25 protein-coding genes are annotated in these 23,412 nt (G+C 32.4%); 14 read left to right on the forward strand and 11 right to left on the reverse strand.

From position 1 onward, the window contains the following. Positions 1-266 precede the first annotated feature (266 nt). Complete coding sequence (locus LQ686_RS12465; RefSeq protein WP_025907287.1) at positions 267-809, reverse strand: recombinase family protein; 543 nt, start codon at positions 807-809, stop codon at positions 267-269. Positions 810-903: 94 nt separating this feature from the next. Between LQ686_RS12465 and LQ686_RS12470 the strand changes: the two genes are divergently transcribed. Next, entirely contained in the window at positions 904-2,355 is a 1,452-nt protein-coding gene (locus LQ686_RS12470) for a SulP family inorganic anion transporter (protein WP_107565858.1), read from the forward strand. Between the two features lie 75 nt (positions 2,356-2,430). On the opposite strand, the gene LQ686_RS12475 is transcribed toward LQ686_RS12470, so the two are convergent. Next, entirely contained in the window at positions 2,431-3,321 is an 891-nt protein-coding gene (locus LQ686_RS12475) for a fructose bisphosphate aldolase (protein WP_025907311.1), read from the reverse strand. A gap of 190 nt (positions 3,322-3,511) precedes the next feature. On the opposite strand from LQ686_RS12475, the gene LQ686_RS12480 reads away from it, so the two are divergent. The 3 genes from LQ686_RS12480 to LQ686_RS12490 all read left to right on the forward strand — a co-directional run bounded on the left by LQ686_RS12480 (position 3,512) and on the right by LQ686_RS12490 (position 5,574). After that, entirely contained in the window at positions 3,512-3,841 is a 330-nt protein-coding gene (locus LQ686_RS12480; protein WP_025907313.1) for a DUF4889 domain-containing protein, read from the forward strand. A gap of 112 nt (positions 3,842-3,953) precedes the next feature. Continuing rightward, on the forward strand, positions 3,954-4,439 hold the full coding sequence (locus LQ686_RS12485) for a GNAT family N-acetyltransferase (RefSeq protein WP_107633862.1): 486 nt from the start codon (positions 3,954-3,956) through the stop codon (positions 4,437-4,439). Between the two features lie 196 nt (positions 4,440-4,635). Then, positions 4,636-5,574 (forward strand): mechanosensitive ion channel, encoded by a 939-nt coding sequence (locus LQ686_RS12490; RefSeq protein ID WP_025907316.1) that lies wholly within the window; start codon positions 4,636-4,638, stop codon positions 5,572-5,574. A gap of 178 nt (positions 5,575-5,752) precedes the next feature. Here the strand turns inward: LQ686_RS12490 and LQ686_RS12495 are convergent, their stop codons facing one another. Together LQ686_RS12495 and bioB are read right to left on the reverse strand one after the other, a co-directional pair. Continuing rightward, on the reverse strand, positions 5,753-7,114 hold the full coding sequence (locus LQ686_RS12495) for a CitMHS family transporter (protein ID WP_107633863.1): 1,362 nt from the start codon (positions 7,112-7,114) through the stop codon (positions 5,753-5,755). A 148-nt stretch (positions 7,115-7,262) separates the two neighbouring features. Then, complete coding sequence (bioB, locus tag LQ686_RS12500) at positions 7,263-8,225, reverse strand: biotin synthase BioB (RefSeq protein ID WP_107633864.1); 963 nt, start codon at positions 8,223-8,225, stop codon at positions 7,263-7,265. 173 nt (positions 8,226-8,398) lie between these two features. Here bioB and LQ686_RS12505 point away from each other — a divergent pair, with 173 nt between their 5' ends. Continuing rightward, the gene (locus LQ686_RS12505) at positions 8,399-9,028 is read left to right on the forward strand and encodes an NDxxF motif lipoprotein (RefSeq protein ID WP_107633865.1); all 630 of its coding nucleotides are present in this window, start codon (positions 8,399-8,401) and stop codon (positions 9,026-9,028) included. 30 nt (positions 9,029-9,058) lie between these two features. After that, positions 9,059-9,466, forward strand: a complete 408-nt coding sequence (locus LQ686_RS12510) for a hypothetical protein (RefSeq protein ID WP_107633866.1) — start codon at positions 9,059-9,061, stop codon at positions 9,464-9,466. A 23-nt stretch (positions 9,467-9,489) separates the two neighbouring features. Here LQ686_RS12510 and add read toward each other — a convergent pair whose 3' ends face one another. Further along, on the reverse strand, positions 9,490-10,467 hold the full coding sequence (gene add, locus LQ686_RS12515; RefSeq protein ID WP_107565865.1) for an adenosine deaminase: 978 nt from the start codon (positions 10,465-10,467) through the stop codon (positions 9,490-9,492). Positions 10,468-10,709: 242 nt separating this feature from the next. Here add and LQ686_RS12520 point away from each other — a divergent pair, with 242 nt between their 5' ends. From LQ686_RS12520 to LQ686_RS12545, 6 genes are all read left to right on the forward strand, one after another. Continuing rightward, complete coding sequence (locus tag LQ686_RS12520; RefSeq protein ID WP_119494647.1) at positions 10,710-12,059, forward strand: amino acid permease; 1,350 nt, start codon at positions 10,710-10,712, stop codon at positions 12,057-12,059. A 209-nt stretch (positions 12,060-12,268) separates the two neighbouring features. After that, positions 12,269-13,207 carry an ABC transporter substrate-binding protein gene (locus LQ686_RS12525; protein ID WP_107590472.1) on the forward strand — a complete coding sequence of 313 codons (939 nt, stop codon included), beginning with the start codon at positions 12,269-12,271 and terminating at the stop codon, positions 13,205-13,207. A 70-nt stretch (positions 13,208-13,277) separates the two neighbouring features. Continuing rightward, positions 13,278-14,264, forward strand: a complete 987-nt coding sequence (locus tag LQ686_RS12530; protein ID WP_119475224.1) for a FecCD family ABC transporter permease — start codon at positions 13,278-13,280, stop codon at positions 14,262-14,264. After that, on the forward strand, positions 14,261-15,232 hold the full coding sequence (locus tag LQ686_RS12535; protein ID WP_239733440.1) for a FecCD family ABC transporter permease: 972 nt from the start codon (positions 14,261-14,263) through the stop codon (positions 15,230-15,232). Before LQ686_RS12530 ends, LQ686_RS12535 begins: the two co-directional genes overlap by 4 nt. 117 nt (positions 15,233-15,349) lie before the next feature. After that, a complete protein-coding gene (locus tag LQ686_RS12540; protein WP_025907335.1) occupies positions 15,350-15,913 on the forward strand; it encodes a cysteine hydrolase family protein in 564 nt (187 codons plus the stop codon). Positions 15,914-15,929: 16 nt separating this feature from the next. Beyond that, the gene (locus tag LQ686_RS12545; protein ID WP_025907337.1) at positions 15,930-17,294 is read left to right on the forward strand and encodes an MFS transporter; all 1,365 of its coding nucleotides are present in this window, start codon (positions 15,930-15,932) and stop codon (positions 17,292-17,294) included. Positions 17,295-17,587: 293 nt separating this feature from the next. On the opposite strand, the gene LQ686_RS12550 is transcribed toward LQ686_RS12545, so the two are convergent. Beyond that, a complete protein-coding gene (locus LQ686_RS12550) occupies positions 17,588-18,511 on the reverse strand; it encodes an ABC transporter substrate-binding protein (RefSeq protein WP_107590476.1) in 924 nt (307 codons plus the stop codon). A 169-nt stretch (positions 18,512-18,680) separates the two neighbouring features. Here LQ686_RS12550 and LQ686_RS12555 point away from each other — a divergent pair, with 169 nt between their 5' ends. Together LQ686_RS12555 and yidC are read left to right on the forward strand one after the other, a co-directional pair. Continuing rightward, positions 18,681-18,950, forward strand: coding sequence for a hypothetical protein (locus tag LQ686_RS12555; protein ID WP_025907341.1), 270 nt, complete (start codon positions 18,681-18,683; stop codon positions 18,948-18,950). A gap of 29 nt (positions 18,951-18,979) precedes the next feature. Then, a complete protein-coding gene (gene yidC, locus LQ686_RS12560) occupies positions 18,980-19,738 on the forward strand; it encodes a membrane protein insertase YidC (RefSeq protein WP_107596714.1) in 759 nt (252 codons plus the stop codon). A 937-nt stretch (positions 19,739-20,675) separates the two neighbouring features. On the opposite strand, the gene LQ686_RS12565 is transcribed toward yidC, so the two are convergent. The 5 genes from LQ686_RS12565 to LQ686_RS14375 form a co-directional block, all read right to left on the reverse strand. Continuing rightward, on the reverse strand, positions 20,676-21,893 hold the full coding sequence (locus tag LQ686_RS12565) for a tyrosine-type recombinase/integrase (protein ID WP_239733441.1): 1,218 nt from the start codon (positions 21,891-21,893) through the stop codon (positions 20,676-20,678). Between the two features lie 81 nt (positions 21,894-21,974). Next, positions 21,975-22,178 (reverse strand): excisionase, encoded by a 204-nt coding sequence (locus tag LQ686_RS12570; protein ID WP_000814511.1) that lies wholly within the window; start codon positions 22,176-22,178, stop codon positions 21,975-21,977. Between the two features lie 460 nt (positions 22,179-22,638). After that, positions 22,639-22,869: a helix-turn-helix domain-containing protein gene (locus LQ686_RS12580; RefSeq protein WP_000857133.1), complete on the reverse strand. Its 231-nt coding sequence runs from the start codon at positions 22,867-22,869 to the stop codon at positions 22,639-22,641. After that, positions 22,866-23,240 (reverse strand): sigma-70 family RNA polymerase sigma factor, encoded by a 375-nt coding sequence (locus tag LQ686_RS12585; protein WP_080352352.1) that lies wholly within the window; start codon positions 23,238-23,240, stop codon positions 22,866-22,868. The genes LQ686_RS12580 and LQ686_RS12585 overlap by 4 nt, the downstream gene beginning before the upstream one ends. 20 nt (positions 23,241-23,260) lie before the next feature. Next, complete coding sequence (locus LQ686_RS14375; protein WP_394882843.1) at positions 23,261-23,401, reverse strand: IS3 family transposase; 141 nt, start codon at positions 23,399-23,401, stop codon at positions 23,261-23,263. Between the last annotated feature and the right edge of the window lie 11 nt (positions 23,402-23,412).

Genomic DNA, 23,412 nt, shown 5'->3' on the forward strand with positions numbered 1-23,412 from the left:
GCTCTCTTCTCATAAAAAGACCACCTACTTTCTTAATTTTAACAATACTTCTCTTTAAAGAAGTTGTCCAATTAAGTGTAGACGGTCCAATGGTAATAAGAGAGGGGTTTTCTAAGGGACATTATTCTGAATTGTGTCTCTAACAGCATGTCTAAGGGACATTATTCTGAATTGTGTCTCTAACAGCATGTCTAAGGGACATTACTCAGAATTGTGTCCCTAACAGTGTGTCTAAGGGACATTTCCCAGAATTCTGTCTCTAATTGTTATTTATTTAAGTGTCTATATAATGTTGCTCTGCTAATGTTGGTCGCTTCTTTAATTTCTTCTAAAGTATATTTCTTAGAATGGTACATTTCGATGGCATTTTTTAAATTAAGATCGTTTCGTTTTGGTCTTCCGATAGTCTTACCTGCTGTTTTGGCTTTTGCGATACCTGACTTAGTTCTGAATTTAATCATATCGCTTTGAAACTGATTAAGTAGACTTAAAAATTTGTTAAAATTCATTTGCTCATGCTGACTAATTGTTATTTGAGCATTAACAATATGAATGTCCACATTGATTTCCTGGGCAATTGTAATGAGTTCTTCTAATTGGTATGAAGTATCTGCAAGAATACATAAATCAGTTATGTATAATTTATCCCCGCTTTGTAATTTACTATAAAATAATGTATTTAATTCTTTTCTAATTTCAGTTTGTACATGAGATTCTTCAATAATTGTTAACGAAAATTTGCTTAACTTTGAATGTTGTTCAGCAACTGTATCATATAATTCGATTGGTCTAATATAGCCATAATTCATAAATTTCACCTCAATAGTTTCATAAATGTATACATATGAAACTCTTTTGTTTATAATAGCACTATTGAAAATATATAAAATAGGAGTATGTATAATGTTTAAAACTTATATAGAAGAATGGCTTTCTAATCCAGGGAAAAATTTACTAGCTGGTATTGTTGTAACGCTAGCACTTATTCCTGAAGCCATTGCATTTTCTATAATTGCAGGAGTAGATCCAATGGTAGGATTGTACGCTGCTTTTATTATTGCTACGACAACTTCAATAGTAGGCGGTAGACCTGCTATGATATCTGGAGCTGCAGGAGCTGTTGCGCTTATTGTAACACCTTTAGTAAGAGAACACGGTGTCGATTATTTATTTGCAGCAACGATACTCATGGGTATTATACAGTTATTATTAGGAATTCTCAAAATTGGTAGACTCATGAAGTTTATACCAAGGTCAGTCATGATTGGATTTGTAAATGCTTTAGCGATTATGATTTTTATGTCTCAACTTGAGCATATATTCGGTATTTCAATAAGTACATATATTTATATAGCTATTACATTACTCATTGTTTATATTGTACCAAAATATTTCAAAGCCATTCCTGCACCGCTCATCGCAATTATTTTATTAACAACGCTATATATGGTAACAGGTTCTAATGTAAGAACAGTTGGCGATTTAGGTACGATAACAAGAGCATTTCCGAATTTCTTAATACCACAAGTTCCTTTTAACTTAGAAACATTAGCCATCATTTTGCCGTATTCTTTATCAATGGCAATTGTAGGATTAGTAGAAAGTTTATTAACTGCTAAAATTGTCGATGAAGCAACAGATTCTCATAGTAATAAAAATAAAGAATCCAGAGGTCAAGGTATTGCCAATATCATCACAGGTCTATTTGGAGGAATGGGAGGCTGTGCTATGATTGGTCAATCTGTCATCAATGTAAAATCAGGTGCAACAAGTAGATTATCAACATTTACAGCGGGTGTTTTCTTAATCATTCTCATCCTATTATTAGGAGATGTAGTTGTACAAATTCCTATGCCGATTTTAGCGGGTATTATGGTTATGGTATCTATTAGTACATTTGATTGGAAATCATTTAAGTACGTTAAGCAAGCGCCAAGAACAGATGCTGTCGTTATGATTTTGACAGTGGTCATCGTGTTGTTTACACATAACTTAGCTATAGGCGTTATTGTCGGCGTCATATTTAGTTCTTTATTCTTTGCTACTAAAATATCAAATGTTCATGTTCATCAAACAATAGAAAATCATTTTTATAAATATGCATTCACAGGACAAATATTCTTTGTTTCAATAGATTCAATGATGAATCAGTTAGACTTTTCTATTGAAAATAGTCAGATTGAATTAGACTTTACACACGCACATTTATGGGATGACTCAGCAGTCAATGCAATCGATTCAATGGTAAAAAAATTCGAAGATAAAAACAATACAGTATTTGTTAAACAATTAAATACAGATAGTAGAAAAATTATTTCTGAATTAAGTCAGCTCAATGAAACACATTTAACATAAGATTGGAAATTTTATTTAACCCCAATATAAAAAGGCTCGGACACTAATAAATTGTCCAAGCCTTTTGTTTTGTTATTAATTTTTATTTACTGATGCGTCATAGATAGAATCTACTGCGTCTTGTAATCCGCTATTAAATTCTTCTGCTGATTGTCCAGCGAATAGGTCAGTTACTAATGCACGTGAGAAACTTGCGATAAGTCCGTCATTTTCTTTAAGTAATTCATTTGCTTTTTCTCTTGAATAACCACCTGATAATGCAACGACACGAACAACGTTAGGGTGTTCGATTAATGATTTATATTGGTTTGGTTTTGTTGGAATTGTTAATTTCAACATAACGTATTGATCGTCGTTTAATTTATCTAATTCTTTCGCGATTTCTTCTTTTAAGATATCTTCAATTTCTTCTTTATCTTTAGCATTAATGTTCACTTCTGGTTCGATAATTGGAACTAATCCTGCTTCGATAATTTGTTTACCAATTTCAAATTGTTGTTCTACAACTTTAGCAATAGCTTCTTGATTTGCTTCAAGAATATTTGAACGCATTTTTGTACCGAATACATTACGTTCTTTTGCACGTTGTAATAACTCATCTAAACCAGGAATGACTTTCATTAACTGAACGCCATTTTCTTCATCTGCTAAACCTTTGTCTACTTTTAAGAAAGGAACGATACCTTTTGAAGCTAAGTAGTCAGAAGTATATTGACCTTCAACTTCACGGTCCATTGTTTGTTCAAATAAAATAGCACCTAATATTTTTTCAGAAGTAAAGGCTGGAGATGTTACGATACGTGTTCTCATTTCATGAACAAGTGTAAACATTTCATCTTCATTGCTGTATTGATTTTCTTCAATACCATAATCTTTAAGAGCTTTTGGAGTACTACCACCACTTTGATCTAGTGCAGCTATAAAACCTTTACCATTTTTTATTTTTTCAAATTGTTCTTGGTTCATTTTTTCCACTCCTTTAGATATTTTCACTTATAGTATGATGATTTTTACCATTTATCGCAAGTTATTCAACTTTTAATGATTTTTTAAGAGAGAAAATGATTAATAAATATGTCGAATTTAAGAAGATTGACGCATGATTATTTCATAAAATGGTTATACGCATTATGATGTACATTAGGGAGGATTCTCAATGAATAAAAAATCAGCAATATTATTAATAGGTGGCTTAGCTATTGTAGCTTTAGCAGTCGCAGCTTTATTATTATTTTCAACGCAAAAAAGTACATACTACGGGTATATGGAGAATAGTACAACTGCAGAAAAAGTAGTCAGTGAGAAAAATAATGAAGTTACGGAAAATATCAAAATCGAATCTACAAGTGATTTCAAACCTAAAAAAGGTGATTTTGTAAAATTAATTTCAAACGATAACGGTAAAACATTTTATAAAAAAGAAGTCGTAAAACATGATGACATACCACATGGTTTAATGATGAAAATACATGATATGGAAATGTAAGAAATATAAAGTCTGAGACAAATGCTAATGTCTCGGACTTTTACTATTTTATTTAATCGTTACATATAGTAAAATTACATTTAACTTCTATAGAATGTGGGTGGTTAAAGTGATGTTAATCAGAAATAAACAAGAATCAGATGTTGAAGCGATTGCTAAAGTTCATTACGAGTCTTGGTTAACAACATATAGAGGAATTGTTCCAGATAGTTATTTGGATCAATTAACGTTAGCGTCATATATTGAAAGACATCATAAATTTAATGCGCCGTGTATAGTTGCAGAGGTTGATGGAGAAGTGATTGGATTTCTAATGTATGGTAAAGACAAAGATGAAGATACAAGTGATACATGTGGTGAAATTATGGTCATTTACTTACTTGAAGCATATCAACAACAAGGAATAGGAACATGTTTGATGCAAGAAGCGGAAGAACAAATGAAGGATAAATATGATGAATTAAGTCTTTGGGTTTTTGAAGATAATCATCCTACAATTAAATTTTATGAAAAGCATGGCTTTAAAAAAGATGGTAAATCTGAAATAAGCGATGTTAGTAAAGAATTAAAAGAAGTAAGAATGATGAAAAGAATATGATACATATGGAATTTTGTTTTACGTGAAACGGGCAGATGTTTGATCATCTGCTCGTTTATTTTTATAGAAATATTAATTACTTATTCAATTTATTTAGTTTTTCAGAATAGATTTTTCAACAAATCAAAAATTATTCTAAAAAATATGATTAGTATTATTATACTAGGGTAACATATCAAGAAAGGAGGAATTAAATATGAGTAAAATAACAGATTCATTCTTAAATGCTTTAGATAGCATTATAGCATTCATACCAAACTTAATTAGTGCAATTATCTTATTAATTGTCGCTTGGTTAATTGCAGTAATTGTTAAAACAGTTATTGTGAAAGGTTTAAACGCAGTTGGTTTTGAAAAATGGCTAGAGAAAAAGGGGTTAACTGAATCAGGAAGTGGCAAATCAGGGTCTGAAGGCTTAATTCAGACATTTGGTAAATTAGCTTACTTCATTATATTCTTATTATTCTTACCATCAGTGTTTGATGCATTAAATATGACTTCTGTATCAACACCGATTAAGAACATGATGGGTAGTGTATTAGACTTCTTACCTAGAATTATTGTTGCGATTGTTATATTAGTTGTTGGTTTATTCATCGCAAAAGTATTAGGTACATTAGTTAAAAACTTATTAACAAATTTAAATGTTAGTAAATATAATCACTATGTAAACTTTGGTGAGAATAAAGAAAGTATTGATATTCCTTCAGCTGCAGGCTGGGTAATTTCAACAATCATTGGTTTATTCTTTGTTGTTGAATCATTAAATACAGTTAATTTAGAAGTGTTAAATACAATTGGTGAAGCAATTATTGGATACTTACCATTAGTAATTTCAGCAGCAATTATCTTATTAATTGGTTTCATTGGTGGTAACTTACTATCTAAATTAATTAAAAAATCTACAGGTAACGTATTTGTATCTGAAATCGTTAAATATTTAGTAATCATCGTTTCAGTATTTATGACATTAGATCAATTAAACTTTGCTCAAAGCATTGTTAATGTAGCATTCTTACTAATCTTAGGTGCTGTAGCAGTAGCATTTGCTATCTCATTCGGTATCGGTGGTAAGTCATTTGCAGAAAAAACATTATCAAAAATTGAACGTAAAGCTGAATCAAATGACAAATAAAAGATGATTAGAAAAAGCTGAGACATCCGTGTCTCAGCTTTTTTGTGTGGATATATATAATGGGTGAGTGAAGGTAAGAGATGAGGCAAGTCGTGGCTTAAGTGTAGAGTAAAGCCAAGAGATAGTCCAAGTCATAGCATAAACCCTAAACAACCTCACATCTTCCAAAAATCATATTCTATATCGTCACAATGCCCATCAAGATAGCAATAAATAGCATTAGGATGGAGAAGCCCCAAACCCAGAAGAATGCGTATTTGATATATCTACCCATATTGATTTCTGCAAGTCCAACGGCTAACCATACTGCTGGTGCGAATGGACTGACGAATGTTCCGATTACGTTACCTATCATAAGTGAAAAGGCTGTTGATTGTGATGGAACGCCAAATTGACTGGCTGTTGATTCTACTATAGGTAAGATAGCGAAATAATAAGCATCTGTACTTGTTAATAAATCTAAAGGAACACCTAATACACCGATTATAATGTGTAAATATGGTCCTACAACTGTTGGTAATACAGCAATTAACGATAACGCAATCGATTCTAACATGCCTGTTTCATTAAGTATTCCTAGGAATACGCCGGCTGCTAATATAACAGCTGCCATCATTAAGGCATTTGGTGCATGTGCTCGAATACGCTCCATTTGCTCGTCGACATCTCTAAAGTTTAATGGTAATGCGATTGCGACACCGAGCATAAATGCAAATTCAGGCGGTACAATATCTAATAACATCATAGCTACGACGATGACTGTAAGTATTAAGTTTAGCCAAAGTATGTAAGTATGCTTTGTTGCTTCCCCTTTAATTGATGCATTTTCTTCTTGGTCTTTTTCATAGTTTGCAATAATTTCATCCATATTGATTTTTACAACATCCTCATCAGGAAATGATTTAGCAATACGTCTTTTTTCACGGATTCCTAAATAGATAGAGAATAGAATTGCGAGTACGATTCCGATAAGTTGAATAGGTATAACTTGATACCATAAGTCGTTAATATTATCGACTTTAAGAACTGAAGCGGTTCTTGCCATTGGTCCGCCCCAGGGTACCATGTTGATAATTGCTGCACTTAATGCAAGAAGTAGTACTAATAAGTATGGGCTCATTTTTAGTGCCCTGTATAATGGTAATAAAGCAGGAATTGCTAATAAGAAAGTAGTGGCACCAGCACCGTCTAATTGTGCAAAAGTACCGATAATCGTTGTAACAATCGCGACGATAATAATATTACCACGTGTTAATTTAATCATTCCTCTAACAAAAGGTCTGAATAAACCACTATCTGAGATAATACCGAAATAGATAATCGCAAAAATAAACATGATTGCGACATTAAATACTTGATCAATACCGGATTCGACATATTTTCGAATATCTCCAAATCCATGACCAATAACTAATGAGCCAATTACAGGTATTAAAATCATTCCTACAACTGGACTAATTTTTTTCATAATTAACATTGCGACAATTGAAATAATAATAACGAGTCCAACAATTGTCAGCAGTGTACTTGGTTCTTCCATTTTTATCCCCCTCAGTTTAATATAGCGCTTACATTAATAAAAATTAAAAAGCTTTCTACAACACATTAAAGTGTAATAGAAAGCATATGTTTATTATATCATTTGAAATTAAAAATTAATATAATAATTTGAAAATTCTAATAATACTTTAATAATCAATTTCAAATCCTAAATCTTGAATCATATCATAGTCCATTTGATTTGGTTGACCACCGGTAATTAAATAATCTCCAACAAAAATAGAATTCGCAACCATGAGTGATAATGATTGAAGCGTTCTTAAATTTACTTCACGACCACCAGCAATACGTATTTCTTTTGTAGGATTAATGAGCCTAAACATACATAGAATTCTAATACATTTCATAGGTGTTAAGTCATCCATACTGCCAAATTTTGTACCTTTTATAGGGTGTAAGAAATTGACTGGAATACTGTCAGCATCTAATTGATTCAATGTAAAAGCCATATCGATAATATCTTCGTCAGATTCACCCATACCACAAATCACGCCAGAACATGGAGAAATATTCTTTTCCTTCATTATATTTATTGTATTTACACGATCATCAAAACTATGTGTTGTCACAACTTCATCATGATAGTTAGCACTAGTATTTATATTATGATTATATCGGTCTACACCACTGTTTTTAAGGGACTCAGCTTGTTGTTCATTTGTTAATCCGAGACAAGCACAAATCTTAAGTTGAGGATGATTTCTTTTAATTTGTTCAACAGAATCAGTAATGTGAGAAATCTCTTTATCACTAGGGCCACGACCACTCATAACAATACAGTAAGTTCCAATTTTATTTTCAGAAGCTACTTTGGCACCTTCAACAATTTGATTCTCTGGAATAAGTGCATAGCGTTGAGATTTTTGTTTAACATCTCTTGATTGCCCACAATAACCACAGTCTTCGGGGCAAATACCACTTTTGGCATTTAAAATCATATTCAGTTTTACTTTCTTACCATAGTAATGATGTCGAACTTTATAAGCTTCTTGAACAAGTGTTAATGTATCGATCGATTCATCTTGATAAATTTTTAAAGCTTCATTATATGTTAGATGATGCCCATTGATTATGTTAGTTCCTAAAGTCATTAAAATTCCCCCTCTATAATTATTAATAGAATACTAATAATATTCTTAATTGTAAACCTAAATATTTAAACAGTTAACAATTAAGTGTTATTTACTAAAATATGGTAGAAATTACAATGAACTAGTGATAGCATATATATTGAAAGATTTAAATTATATATAGGAGAGATAAAATGAAGAAGTTTAAGTCAGTCATCATTTATAGTAGTTTAGCTTTATTGCTTGTAGGATGCGGAAACGAAGAAAGTTCAGCAAGTAAAAATAATGAGCACAATAATTCAGAACAGCAGTCAAATAAACATGAAAATGCAAAGTTGCCAACTGTTGTATTTGAATCTGATCTAGCAAATGAAAAATTATCAAAGTCAGAAATACATAAAAGTATTCAACGTTATTTAGATACAAATGAAAGTATTTATAATGTGACAACAAAGATTGAAGAAAAAATATGGGATGAACAACCTTTAACGAAGAGAGAAGCGGATCAATTAGAAGAAGGTAGAAAACTTTTAGAAAAGAATGACCAGAACTTCTCAAATTATATAGAAAATAATACACTCCCAAAAGGTTATCAAAAAGAAACAAATAGAATCAGTCAGTACTTTACAAGTTACAATCAAACAATTAAAAATTTAGACCATCAAGTGAAAAAAATAGAAGATAAAGCAGAAAAAGGTACCATCTCAACAAAAGATATAAAAGATATCGTACCAGATAGTCAAAATGTAAATGGCAGACAACAAGCAAAAATAGAAAAATTCCTTAAACAAATCAATGTGAAGACAAATGCGTTTAAAAGGTAAAAGGTTATTTTGAAAGATGGTGGTTGTATGATGAAACAATTAATAAAAAATAGAGAGTTATTAACGGTGGTATTTGTATTTCTAATTATCGCCTTAAGTTTATTATTAGGTTTATTTCTAAGTCTTGAACAAATACTTATTTGTTTATTTCCGATTTTTATTATTTTTCTTTTATTTAGAGATTGGTTGAGAGGACGAGAGAAAGCAAAGGATTTCAAGAGATTTATGATATTTAGAATAATTGTAATGATAATATTTTTGATAATAATGTCATTATACATATTGAGTATGTATCAGAATAATCAATTTACGAATCCGTTATATATTTTTGGTTGGTTTATTGTGTTATTCATTACTGACATTATTGAAAATAAATATTTCATAAAAAAGAATCGGGTAAATAATAATCAAGAAACCAAAAAAGCTGGGACAGTATGAGCTGTCTCAGCCTTTTTGGTATTTTAATATTTCATCTTTAATTGTTCTTTTTCAATATCAGATATAAATGCATGGTCTATTGCTTTAATATTAATGTCTTTCATTTCTGCTATAGATAATAATTGATGGTTGTACAAGAGTTGATATTCTTGGTTTAAGTTTGTATTCGAAACTGTTCTATTATCTGTATTAATATTAAATGGAATGCCTTGTTCTATAAGCTTTCTAATATTAAGTTCTTCTACTGATTGGATTGCTTTTGTTTGTAAGTTGCTCGTCGGACAAATTTCTAATAATGCGTTGTGTTGTTTAATGTATGATAATGCTTGATTGTCTTGAATTGCTGCAACGCCATGTCCTATTCTTCGTGCACCGAGTTCGATTCCTTCTATTATATTATGTATACATCCACATTCACCGGCATGCAATGTTAAGTGGTGGCCAGAATCTGTAGAATGTTGAATGGCTTCTTGTATGACTTTTGTTGGAAATGCTTCTTCAGGACCTGCAAAATCAAAACCTACGATGTGACGATTGGTTGTATTTAACTGATCTACTGATTTAAATAAGTCAATGTTTGTTTGATTGTCGTGATGTCGCATGCCACAAATTAGCAAATTGACTTTAATATCATATGTATGTTCAGCTTCGATTGCTCCGTTGTTAACAGCTTCTAAAATTTCTTCAATTTTTAATCCTTTATCTGTATGGAAAAGTGGCGCAAATCGTATTTCTATATATTTAATGTTGTCATGATGTGCTTGTTGCGCGACATCGACAACTGCTTTCTCTAAACTATCTTTTGTTTGTAAAACTTTTAAAATGGTGTCGAAAGATTTTAAGTAGTCATCTAAGCTTTCGCAATTTTGGTCTACTTGAATATCTTCTAAATTAATAGATACATGTTGTTCTCGTGCGAGTTGCTGGATTAATTCGATACTAACAGAACCGTCTAGGTGACAGTGTAACTCTGTTTTTGCTACTTCATTTATTGTAGACATTGGGAATATCCTTTCTTTATCTATTGGTATGATTTTTAAATATAGTTATATATTATAAACAATTTCAGAAATATCTGGTAGTATTTAGCACAAATGTGTAGATTTTGTGAGAAAATTTATAAAAATATTATTTTTTTATCTGAAAATTCTTGGTTTCGAATTATTAAAAATGCTATATTTATAGAATATTTTAAAAATTACAGTTTGGAAATTTAGTACATACATATTAAGAAGGGTCAGACATGAATAATAATTTAAAAAGAGAGTTAACGTCAAGACAAATGCAAATGATTGCGATTGGTGGCACAATTGGTGTTGGTCTATTTATGGGGGCATCAAGTACGATTAAGTGGACAGGACCATCCGTGTTATTAGCATATGCTATTGCAGGTGTATTTGTATTTTTAATTATGAGAGCGTTAGGTGAAATGGTTTACGTTTATCCAGATACAGGTTCATTTGCTAAGTTTGCAAATGATTATATTCATCCGTCATTTTCATTCGTAACCGCTGGAAGTAGTACATTTAACTGGATTATTGTCGGTATGAGTGAGGTTATAGCAGTAGGGTCGTATTTTAAATTTTGGTGGCCAGATTTACCTTCATGGATACCAGGTTTAGCTGTCGTTCTCATATTGCTTTCTGCAAACTTAGTTTCTGTTAAGTGGTTTGGTGAATTTGAATTTTGGTTTGCCGCTGTAAAAGTCGTAACGATTATATTGATGATTATTGCAGGGTTAGGGTTAATACTTTTTGGAATAGGTAATGACTTTAATCCAATTGGAATCAGTCATTTATGGGATCATGGTGGTTTCTTCACAGGTGGTCTAAGTGGTTTCTTCTTTGCATTATCAATCGTATTTGGTTCCTATATTGGTGTCGAATTAATTGGTATTACTGCTGGTGAAACGAAAGATCCACAGAAAAATATTGTAAAAGCTATTAACGGTGTTGTATGGAGAATATTAATTTTCTATATCGGTTCGATTTTCGTTATTGTAACTGTTTATCCATGGGATGAAGTGAATCAAATTGGTTCACCGTTTGTTGCGACATTTGCAAAAGTAGGTATCACTGCAGCTGCAACTATTATTAACTTTGTTGTAATTACAGCAGCAATGTCAGGATGTAACTCTGGTATTTTTAGTACGAGTCGTATGCTTTATACGTTATCTAAACAAAAGCAAATTTCTCAAATATTCTATAGAACAAATAAAAATGGTGTCCCACATATCGCTGTTATCGCAGTATCAATCGGTATCTTCTTCGGTATCGTCTTAGATATTGTATTACCTCTGATATTAGGTAAAGATACGAATATATTTGTATATGTGTTCAGCGCAGGTGTGCTTCCAGGTATGGTACCTTGGTTTGCCATTTTAATTAGTCATATGAATTTTAGAAAGAGAGAACAAATTAAAGATCATCCATTTAAGATGCCATTCGCACCAGTCAGTAATATAATCACAATTATTATGCTTGTATTAGTTGTTATTGGCATGTTGTTCAACGCTGAAACAAGAATCTCAGTCATAATTGGTATCGTATTTATTGCGATCATTAGCTTATATGCATTTATTAAAAAGCCATAATATATGAATAAAAATACATGTACATTTCAGGGTGTATATGTATTTTTTTATAGTCAAAATTAATTAGAGTAAAGATATAGGTTAACTATTTATTGTTATATAACAGTTAAATAAAGGGGTTTATAAATTGAATATTCAAAAATGACTATAGACATTATTTAATGAATATAATACAATTGATAACAGTTATCAATTAATGGGAGGACATCATGAATAAATATTCAAAAATTTTTATGGCGATATTAGTTGTTTCAGCAATGTTTTTAGCAGCATGTGGCAATAATAAGAGTAGCGAAGCAGGTGCTAAGAAATCTGAAACAATAGAAATAAAAGACGAATTAGGTACTCAAAAAGTTAAAAAGAATCCTAAAAACATTGTCGTGTTAGAGTATTCTTTTGCAGATGCAGTTAAAAATCTTGGCAATACACCAGTTGGTATTGCGGATGATAATAAGAAAGAAATTATTAAAAAATTATATGGTGAAGATGTGAAATATACATCAGTTGGTACACGTAAACAACCAAACTTAGAAACAATCAGCTCGCTTAAACCAGATTTGATTATAGCGGATGTTCAACGTCATAAAGGTATAAGTGAAGACTTGAAGAAAATTGCACCAACACTTGTATTGAAAAGTAGAGAAGCAAGCTACGATGATGTGAATGGCTCATTTAAAACAATTGGTAAAGCTTTAGGTAAAGAAGATAAAGCGAATCAATTACTTGAAGAGCAAGATGCAAAAATTAAAAAAGCTAAAGATAAAATAGATACAAAAGAAAACGATGGCCAAAAAGTGTTGATTGCAGTTGCAAGAGAAGATGCATTCCAAGCTCATACATCTACTTCTTATGCTGGTCAATTATTAACGAAATTGGGATTAGACAATGCTGTAGAATCTAAAAATGCATATGAAGATATTAATTTAGAAAATTTATCTAAAATTAATCCAGATAAAATCATTTTTACAACTGACAAAAAGAACCCAATAACAGATGATTGGAAAGAAAAAGCGATTTGGAAAGATCTTAAAGCATATAAAAAAGGTCAAATATATCAAGTAGATAGAGACTTCTGGACAAGGTTCAGAGGTATCAATGCCAATGAATATATCATAAAAGATTTACAAAAATATAACGAAGAGAAATAAATACTTGAACAATGAACGTACATACAATTGTCCGTTCATTGTTTTATTTCTGAGTTGAGTTGGTGATGTTATGAAAAAAGAAACGATAATCATTATAGCAACAGTCATAATTTTAATAATAGGCATTTTTATAAATTTAAGCTTTGCTTCGTCAATTATGAGTTTTAAAACGATATTTCATGCTTTATTACATAATGATCATTCGAAAGATACATTAATTATTAGAACGGTAAGACTACCAAGACTATTAGTTGCGATTATGGTTGGTGTGAGTTTAGCGCTAGCAGGTGCAATCATGCAAGGTATTACGAGAAATGCACTTGCTTCACCTCAAACATTTGGTATTAATGCCGGCGCTTCGTTAGTACTTGTTGCGGCATTAGTTTCCTTTCCTGATTATAATGGTAATCAAAGTGCGTATATTGGATTTATTGGTGCGATTTTAGGTGGCGTGATTGTGTATACCTTTATTTATGGACAAGAGAATAATCAAGTTCGTTTAGCATTAGCGGGTATGACCATTCATTTACTACTATCTTCAGTCACTGAAGTGTTGATATTAATGAACGAAAGCGCCACAGATATTCTATATTGGTTAACAGGTTCGTTAAACGGTAAAGATTGGGATAGTGTGGAAGTCTTATTACCATGGTTTGTAATCGGTACGATTATCACAATTATGTTAGCGAGACATTTAACGGTTATTTCACTTGGTGATGATTTAGCTACAGGTTTAGGCGTTTATAAGAAACTGATTTATATCGTATTTGGATTGATGGTTATTATTCTAGCTGGTTCATCAGTATCTGTTGCAGGTCCAATTGGCTTTGTAGGCTTAATTGCACCTCATATTTCTAAGAGGTTGATTAGAGGCGGTTATGAAAGACATATTATATTAACAGCACTCATTGGTGCAGTGTTACTCGTATATTCAGATGCGTTATCACATATTATTGCTTATCCTTATGAATCGCCTGTCGGAATTGTAACAGCTTTAATAGGCGGACCGTTCTTCCTTTACTTATGTAAAAATGGAAGGAGTGTTCAAAAAGGATGAAACTTAAATGGAAATATATCATCGTTTCACTCGTACTATTGATCTCATTATTTATTAATCTACAAGTAGGTTCTCAGTTTATAGGTACATCAAAGATTATATCTACATTTACTGGCTTTTCAGATGATTATGATTTTGTTGTATATAATTATCGATTGCCAAGAATGATTATTTCATTGATTGGTGGAGCCTTATTAGGTGTATCAGGTGCTATTGTCCAAAGTTTATTGAGAAATCCTTTAGCATCACCAGATATCATCGGTGTTACAAAAGGTGCAGGATTATTTGCAGTCGCACAAACATTATTGTTACCAGCACTACCATTTTATTTCTTAGGTATTGCTTCATTTATAGGTGCAGTTGTACTCATCATGCTTATTATGCTTATCGCTAAATTGTTCCAAGCAAGTACATACACCATTGCATTAATAGGTGTTGCTTTAAGTGCGATTTGTCAGGCAGGACTTCAATATTTCATGATTAGATATCCAGACAATATCAATACGACATTATTGTGGTTGTCAGGAAGTGTATGGGGACGTAATTATGATGACTTATGGTTCTTTATACCTGGCATAGTGGTGTTGCCGCTTATTTTCTTATTTGCTCGTAAAATTGACATATTAAGTTTAGGTGATGAATCTGCTGTCAGTTTAGGAGAAAAAGTATCACTAATTAGAAATGTATATCTTGTAATGGCAGCGATTTGTGTTGGAACTGTTGTGTCAGTAACAGGAACAATTGGCTTTATAGGCTTAATTGCACCTCATATAGCAAGACTATTAGCAGGACCGAAAGCCATTAAATTGTTACCATTGTCAGCTTTAATAGGTTCAATATTCTTATTAGTAGCAGACGCAATAGGTAAAGGATTGTTTCCTCCACTCGAAATTCCTGCAGGTGTAGTTACAGCCATTATTGGTGCCCCTTATTTCTTATATTTATTAAAAAAATCTCAAAGTGTATAGTGTGTTATTTAGCCGAAACAGTCATGATTGTTTCGGCTTTTTTGATAGGCATAAATATTTCTTGAAAAATATGGCTGTGATAACATTGCATTAAAAAAATATTAAGGAAGTGTAAGTATGTCTAATCAATCTGCTTTATTAGTTATGGATATGCAAAATGGTATTGTTGGTAGTTTATCTAATTCGAGTGAGATCATCGATAAAAACAAAAAGGCTATCGAAAGTGCTAGGAAACATCAAATTCCTGTCATTTTTGTGAGAGTAGCTTTTTCGAAAGGATTTCATGAAGTGTCACCTCACAACAAATCATTTTCACGAATTAAAGCAAGTGGACAACAAATGAGTGTGAATGATGCATCAACTCAAATTATAGACGAACTTGCACCAAATGAAGATGAAGTCGTTGTTACAAAACATCGCTTTAGTGCTTTTACAGGTAGTAATTTAGAAGTTTTATTGCGTGGTATGCAAGTTGATCACCTTATTTTAACAGGTGTTGTAACGAGTGGAGTTGTATTATCTACTTTAGTTGAAGCGGCAGATAAAGACTTTGAATTAACGGTCTTATCAGATGCGATGACAGACAGAGATATTGAAACACATCAATTTCTCATTGATAAAATTTTTCCTAGGTATGCGGAAGTAACTGAGACATTAGAATGGTCAAATACAATCGTATAGATAGGAGATAATTTTTATGCGTCAAGTTTCGAGTGAGGAAACCTTTAATACGAAACTATATCCACCAATGATATTAGGGTCAATATTGAATCCTATCAACTCTTCTATGTTAGCTGTTGCACTTATACCAATTGCACAAGCTTTTGATATACCTTTTTATCAAACGACATGGCTTGTGTCATCGTTATATTTAGCAACGAGTATTGGTCAACCGGTGATAGGTAAGCTTATAGATATATTTGGCCCTAGAGGGTTATTTTTATTTGCTACAAGTTTAGTAGGTGTAGCAAGTTTAATTGCGATTTTTACACCATCTTTTTATGGATTAGTATTAGCAAGATTTCTTATAGGTATTGGTACTTGTGCAGGTTATCCTTCAGCAATGTATTTAATCAGTTATGAGGGTAAGCGTACAGGTAAAGATAGTCCAAGTAAAATATTAACAATGTTATCGATATCCAATCAGACGATTTCTGTTATTGGTCCAACAATCGGTGGTTTGTTAATTCACAGTGGCGGTTGGCAAGCAATATTTTTAGTTAATGTTCCACTTTCCATTCTGTCATTCGTATTTGGATTTTTATATTATCCAAAAGTTGAAAGTCCGAAAAAATTAAATGCATTAAAAGAACAGATAGACTTTATAGGTATAACGTTGTTTACAATTACTTTAACAACATGGATGATTTTCTTTATGGAGCCAGATCAATCCATTTTTTATCTGTTTATAATTGGACTGTTCAGTTTGATTGCTTTTGTCATCATGGAACTCAAGTCTAAAAAACCATTCATTGATTTAAGAGTACTTGGTCATAATGGTGCCTTAAACAACACGTATGTAAGATCACTACTTACAGCAGTTATTTCTTATAGTGTGCTATACGGATATGTTCAATGGTTAGAAGAGGGTAGGGGATTGACTGCGGCACATGCAGGACTCATGATGATACCTCAATTCTTGGTTGGAATTTTTATGGCACAATTAACAGGCACAAGACTATCAATCAAATTCAAACTATATTTAGGAACAATTTGTGCACTCATAACAATGATAGGATTTCAATTCATACAAGCTGATACACCATTATGGATATTAATATTATTAGCTGCAATTTTCGGTGTGCCACAAGGATTATTAAATTTAGCAAACCAAAATGCACTTTATCATCAAGCGCCAAAATCAATGATAGGCATGTCAGCAGGATTATTAAGAACTGCGATGTATATCGGAGCAATCGTATCATCCACTCTCATCAGTACATTATTCAAAGGTGACCACATCACAAATGGCATACATGAATTAGGGTTATTCTGTATGCTAATAGGCCTAGTAATCATCATTCTAACCTTTGTCAGCAGACGGTCATTAAGCGCAAGGTAAGACTGCGGGTTGTCTGAAGTTAGAGAGAGGGTTGGGTAAGTTTTGGAGTGGATACTTAGAAAATGTCCTTTTATAATGGGGGAATCTATGTGTTAATGATTAAGTGAATATACAGAAATTAGAATCATGTGAGTTAAAGGCGGAATAAACTCACGAGATCGTGAAACATGTGAGTTAAAGGCAGAATAAACTCACATCTTTTACTAATTTACAAATTAAAGCTAAGACATTACCCAATTTCACATTCTCCATCAAAAAAAGAGCTAGGACACGTTTCCTAGCTCTTTTCATATTTATTTCATTTCTTTAAATGCTTTTAAGAATATTTCTCTTTGTTTTTCTAATGAAATTGGATCGTTATATTGTGTTTCTGATACATCAAATTTAACGACATGATCATTTTTCTTAGCTTCTGTGTTTGCCCAAACATTTGTATCTTCGAATGGTGCTTTTTGATCTCCGTTTGCTGCGATTACAACAAAGTCACCTAAATATTTATCGAATTCTTCTGGTGTTATTGAGATAGCATTTGTTTTTTCTGTTGCTTTCTTAAGGTCTTCTGGTTGTTTTAATCCCCAACCGCTATATAAGATTTCAGTACCTCGACCTAATTCATCACTGAATGCCATTAGTCCTTTTGGTGTTTGTTGTAAGACTGTCGCTGTTTTTCCTTTAATAAGTGGATCTAATTCTTCTCTATCATTTTTAAGTTTTTTATCCCATTCTTTAATCCACTCTTTGGCTTTATCTTCTTCGCCGACTAATTCTGCTAATTTAGTTGTATTATCTTTATATGTAGAAGTCATTGCATCAAATGTAACTGTAGGTGCAATTTTTTTTAGTTTATTAAGGTTTTTGTCTTGTGCACTCGTAATAATTAAGTCTGGTTTAGATTTCGCAACTTGTTCCACATTTGTTTGATCTATTTTCTTCGCATCTTTCGTAACATCTTTAAGTACTTTATTTTGATTAATAAATTCTGGTACCGCTACTGGAGTATGATCAAATTTAACTAATGCGCCGACATATGTTGGATGTAATACTGCAATTCGTTTAGGATCTTTTGGAACGTCAACTTTCTTACCATTATCCATCGTAAATGATTTTGTATCAGAGTTTGAATCTTTCTTACTGCTTGAATCTTTATTGTCATTGTTGTTCCCGCATGCTGCAACAGATAAAATTAACGTTAATACTAAAATTAATACCTTTTTCATTAAAAAGCCTCCCCAATTCATTGATATTGATAATCTTTCTCGATTGCACCAAAGTATAGTGATAATACAATAGGTTTTGCAAAATTTAAAGAGTGTAATTATTTGAATATCATATTTTTACCATGTATATTGAACGTAGTAAATTCAATTGGAAAGGAGTGAAGGCGTAATGGAATGGCTCATAGGGTTATTAGGTGAAGAGATATTAATTAATTATGTTGCATTTAGCATACATTATTTCATTCCTGTGTTATTAACGCTCTTGTTTGTTTACTTGCAAATGCAGGCAAACATCAAGCTCCACAAAGATTGGATTGTAAGGTTTTCAACTGAATTAGAGGATCAATACATTTTCGAATGGATAGTCCCTATTTTAAGGTGGAGAACACGTTGCTTATCCAAAACCGTCGATGAAGAAGACGCTAGTCCAATATATTAACGCATAATTAATATATTGGAGGAGAAATTTTGAAAAAATTATATACAGTTTTAGCATTTTTAGCAGTATCGATTTTACTAAGTGGATGTGTACCACAAGAAGGTGGTGTGTTTTATACGTCATTAGTAGAACCATTCATTTATTTGATTAAATTCTTTGCATCATTCTTTAATAATAGTTACGGAATTGGCATTATCATCGTTACCATATGTGTAAGACTAATTGTTATGCCGTTTATGTTGCGTTCTTTTAAAGGACAGAAGAAAATGCAATTTAAAATGAAGAAAATAAAACCACAAATGGATGAAATTAATAAGAAGATGAAATCAGCTAAAGATGAACAAGAACGTGCACAATATAGCCAAGAAATGATGGCTTTATATAAGGAACATGGTATAAATCCTTTAGGTATGGGATGTTTACCAATGATTATACAGATGCCGATACTAATGGCGTTGTACTTTGCGATATCTCATAATGATGCACTTGCAAGTCATAGTTTCGCTTGGTTTAACCTAGGTACACCAAATATATTTATGGCACTGATTGCCGGAGCACTCTATTTATTACAAGCATATTTATCCACAAAATATTTACCAGAAGAATCTAATGGTCAAATGAAATACATCATGTATATCAGTCCAATTATGATATTTATTGTGAGTATGAGCACACCCGCAGCACTTCCATTATATTGGAGTGCAAGTGCGATCGTACTTATCGTTCAACAATATATATCTAATAAGTACTTTAATTATCACGAAGACGAACTTCAAACAAGTTCATAAATAACAAAAGACGCTCAATTTTTGAGCGTCTTTTTTGAATAAAAGAAATAAAAAATAATCATCACAACTTTAGCTAGTTAATGGTTATTTAAAAATAATTATACAGCTACCGTCAATTAAACGGGCTTGTAATTCTATTATAAATAAAATATTAGTATTTGTATAGATATAAGTTCGCTAAAATTTTATGTGTTTTTTATAGAATTAGAAAAACATATAATGGTATAATGATGTCACAAGCAAGTTGGGTAGATGGTGGTTAATCCAATCTAAGGAGGTTGATGCCTATGAAGGTATTTAAACAATCTTTAGAAAGGAGGACAGCCTTTGTTTTCTATTGAAATTGCAATGCAACTCAAAATAAGCATGAGTATATTAGTACTAATGTTTATTGAAGTAGTCATTGTAATTAATAAAAGACAAAAAAATAACCTTCTATTCGCTTTGACATGTATAGAAGGTTATTAAATTAATTATATGCAGTCACCGTCACTTAAACGGGCTTGTTGAGGTAACGTGTTCCAGCACGTTACCTTTATTTGATTATAGAATATCATGAAAAAATACAATTTGTCTAGTGACTTAAACACATGAAGCTGAATTCTTGAGCTTCTTTTTCTTTCTTCTCTTAATGATTTCATATGTAATTATAATGGCGAGAAGTATAATCATAGGATATATTCTATATTCATATGATAAGAATAATCTTACAAGAATTAATGATATGAAGTATAAGCTAAAGAATATGAGTTTTTTTAAGCTCAAACAAAGTATAAATTTCTAATTATCTTTTTATATTTTCTTAAATGCTCGTAAAGCCTTATTCTATGTGCTTTCGAGTATTTTTACTGTAGGAAGATACTTCACGTTTCTTTGCATATTTCCTCATGTCTTAGCTGTCAGAAGTGGTAAATAAGTAGTAAATTCATTTGTACTACTAAGCAACAAGACGCTCCTGTTGCTTCTCTTTATTCAAGCGTTTCATTTCTGCCATTGCAGAATCGAATGTTGCATGTGCGTAATAGTTCAGCGTCATGGCTATATTAGCATGTCCCATAATGTACTGTAATGCCTTTGGATTCATTCCTGCATTTGCATAGTTGGTACAGAATGTATGTCGCAAACTATGTGGAGTGATGTGTGGCAATTTATCCTCGTTATACTTATTGTATTTCTTAACAAGACCTTTCATCATGCCGTTGTAATCACTTGCCACTTTTGGATAGTTCTTTCTATTAAGAAAGAGGAAATCACTATATCCATCAATCTCAACACGCTTATCATTCTTTCGATTCGCTAACACTCGCTTAAATGCTTGATAGGCTTCTTCAACCATAGGAACTTGACGTTCGCCACTTTTGGTCTTTGGTGTTTCAATGTAGTACCCAATTTCAGTATCTCTCAATAGCTGATGGTCTATATTGACAAGACGATTCTCAAAATCTAAATCTGGAAGTGTCAAACCACCAAACTCTGAAATACGAAGACCTGTTTTTAAGAGTATCAGAATTTCATCATAATTTTTGCTGTAGGTTTTATCAGCTTTTGCAAAGGCTAACAGTTTTTCTTCCTGTTCTTCTGTTAGTACGGTCTTAGGGACAGTATCATCATCAAGAACTGCTTTCAGTTGAAAGTCAAATGGATTCTTCCGATCACAATCATCTTGTATAGCAATATAGAATGAAGCCTTTAAAGAACGTTTGTAGTTATTGATGGTTTGATAAGCATAACCATTTTCACTCATTCTAATAGCCCATTCTTTAGCGTCTGATGGCTTAATACTGTCAATACTTCTTACACCTAACTTGTCTTTCTTCAAAATATCCATAAGATATTTGCGTCCAGTTTCAGTGTTTTTTCTAACCTTTGGTCTTTGAGCGTTCTGTTTTGCGTAAAGCTGGCAGAGTGTCATTTTCTTTCCTACAACATCAATACCATCATGAATGTCTTTCTGTAACTCTGCGATTTTCTCTCTAAGTGAGATACAATCACGCTTTCCTGCTGGTACTCGGTCTGTAGCCACAAGTTTCCACGAGTAAACAAATTGCGGTTCTCCAAATGAATCTATATATTTGTATAAGTATCTTCCGTCTTTTCGTTGGCTCTCTCCAGTCTTTAAGATTCGACCTTTATTGTCACGTCTTTTTTCTGACATGGCATTTGCTCCTTTCCTTTATGGAAAGAGCCTTGATACGACTTAATACTATTTTATCATATACAAGACCCTTTGGCGACGCTAGATTGCGTCCAATGTATCTATAATTTTTTCAAATTGTTTTCGTTTAATCTGAATACGATTGCCATTCATAATCAGCCAATTTGCATTTTTATTTTCCTCTGCCAAGCGTCGTAGCTTGTTTTCGCCAATACGAAAATATTTTGACGCTTCTTCAATGGTTAGGGTATAACGTTCCCAAATAGGAATGTCAGTCTGCTTCATAAAATCCTCCTTTCCAAATCACTTATTTGGATTTCATAAAAGTTGTTTTACCAGCAATCGAACAGCTTTAGCAAAGCTCACGGGAGTTCCACCCCTGCATGGTTCTCATGTAGCCATACTCATTGCCTGCGACGGTTTTATCACGCTCGGACTATTGACTGTATGGGAGTATCATTATCACGATAAGAATGTCGTTGCAGGCAATCCTGCTAAAGATTGCTTCTCGGATCACTAACATGAATCGCTCGCTATCTTTATAAGATAGGTCATGGCGGTTAGTTCCGTTGGCTCTTTTCTTATCGAAACGTATTCGATTACTTTTATTCAGTTTTCAAAGAACAATGGCTCGTTAGCCTATCAAAACACATTGAAAGCTCAATATGCTTTGGTGGAATAACAAACCTCCCTGTTCGGGAAGCGTGGAATGGTTTAGCACGCTTCCACGAAAGGAGAGAGGATATTACTTAATTTCAAATGACAAAATCTTTGTAATCAGTCTGGTTTCCATTCTTCCACGTAAGACTTCATCAACGACCATACTTTGATTGCCATATTCATCTTTCATAAGTCGTAGGGAACGCTTCGTTATGTACCCTCTGTAATGATGTAGAATCTGGTTAATCGCTTCGGTATCGCCATCTGTTGCCTTTACAATGAGAGGAAAGGGAATCATAGGATATTGTGTTTTCATTCTTCAAATTCCTCCATAAACTTTTTAATTAAGGCTAGTCCACTGGTTCTATGCCGATAGACAGTAGAACGGTTCAATTTCAACAGGTCTGCAATTTCTGAATCGCTCATGTCCATAAAGTAAAACAGCAGTAGAATTTCACGTTTCTTGTCTGGCAACTCACGTAATGCTTCACTCAACAAATCATTTTCAACGCCTACTGATAACCCATTGAGTGTAAAAATCTGAAAGTCAGTTGAATAGTTATCTGTTGTCGCAAACTGGCTAACAAGATAATCGCCAACATCCGAAAAGGACACCTCACGCTTTGCAATCCTTGAAAGATAAAGCATATAATTCTTTCGCTCGTCTTCCATAGCACGTTTACAGATATTGGTATGTCAACAAAAACTTAGACAGAATTCATAAGTTTATAAGAGGTTGGTGTTTGATAATTTAATCCTGCATGTAACCTTTCATTGTTATACCAGTTTATATACATTTTTAATTCAATTTCTAATTGTTCTATCGTATAGAATCTTGTAGTATTTATGAATTCTGTCT

The organism is Mammaliicoccus sp. J-M41, assembly GCF_022385935.1.
GTDB classification, from domain to species: domain Bacteria; phylum Bacillota; class Bacilli; order Staphylococcales; family Staphylococcaceae; genus Mammaliicoccus; species Mammaliicoccus sciuri_A.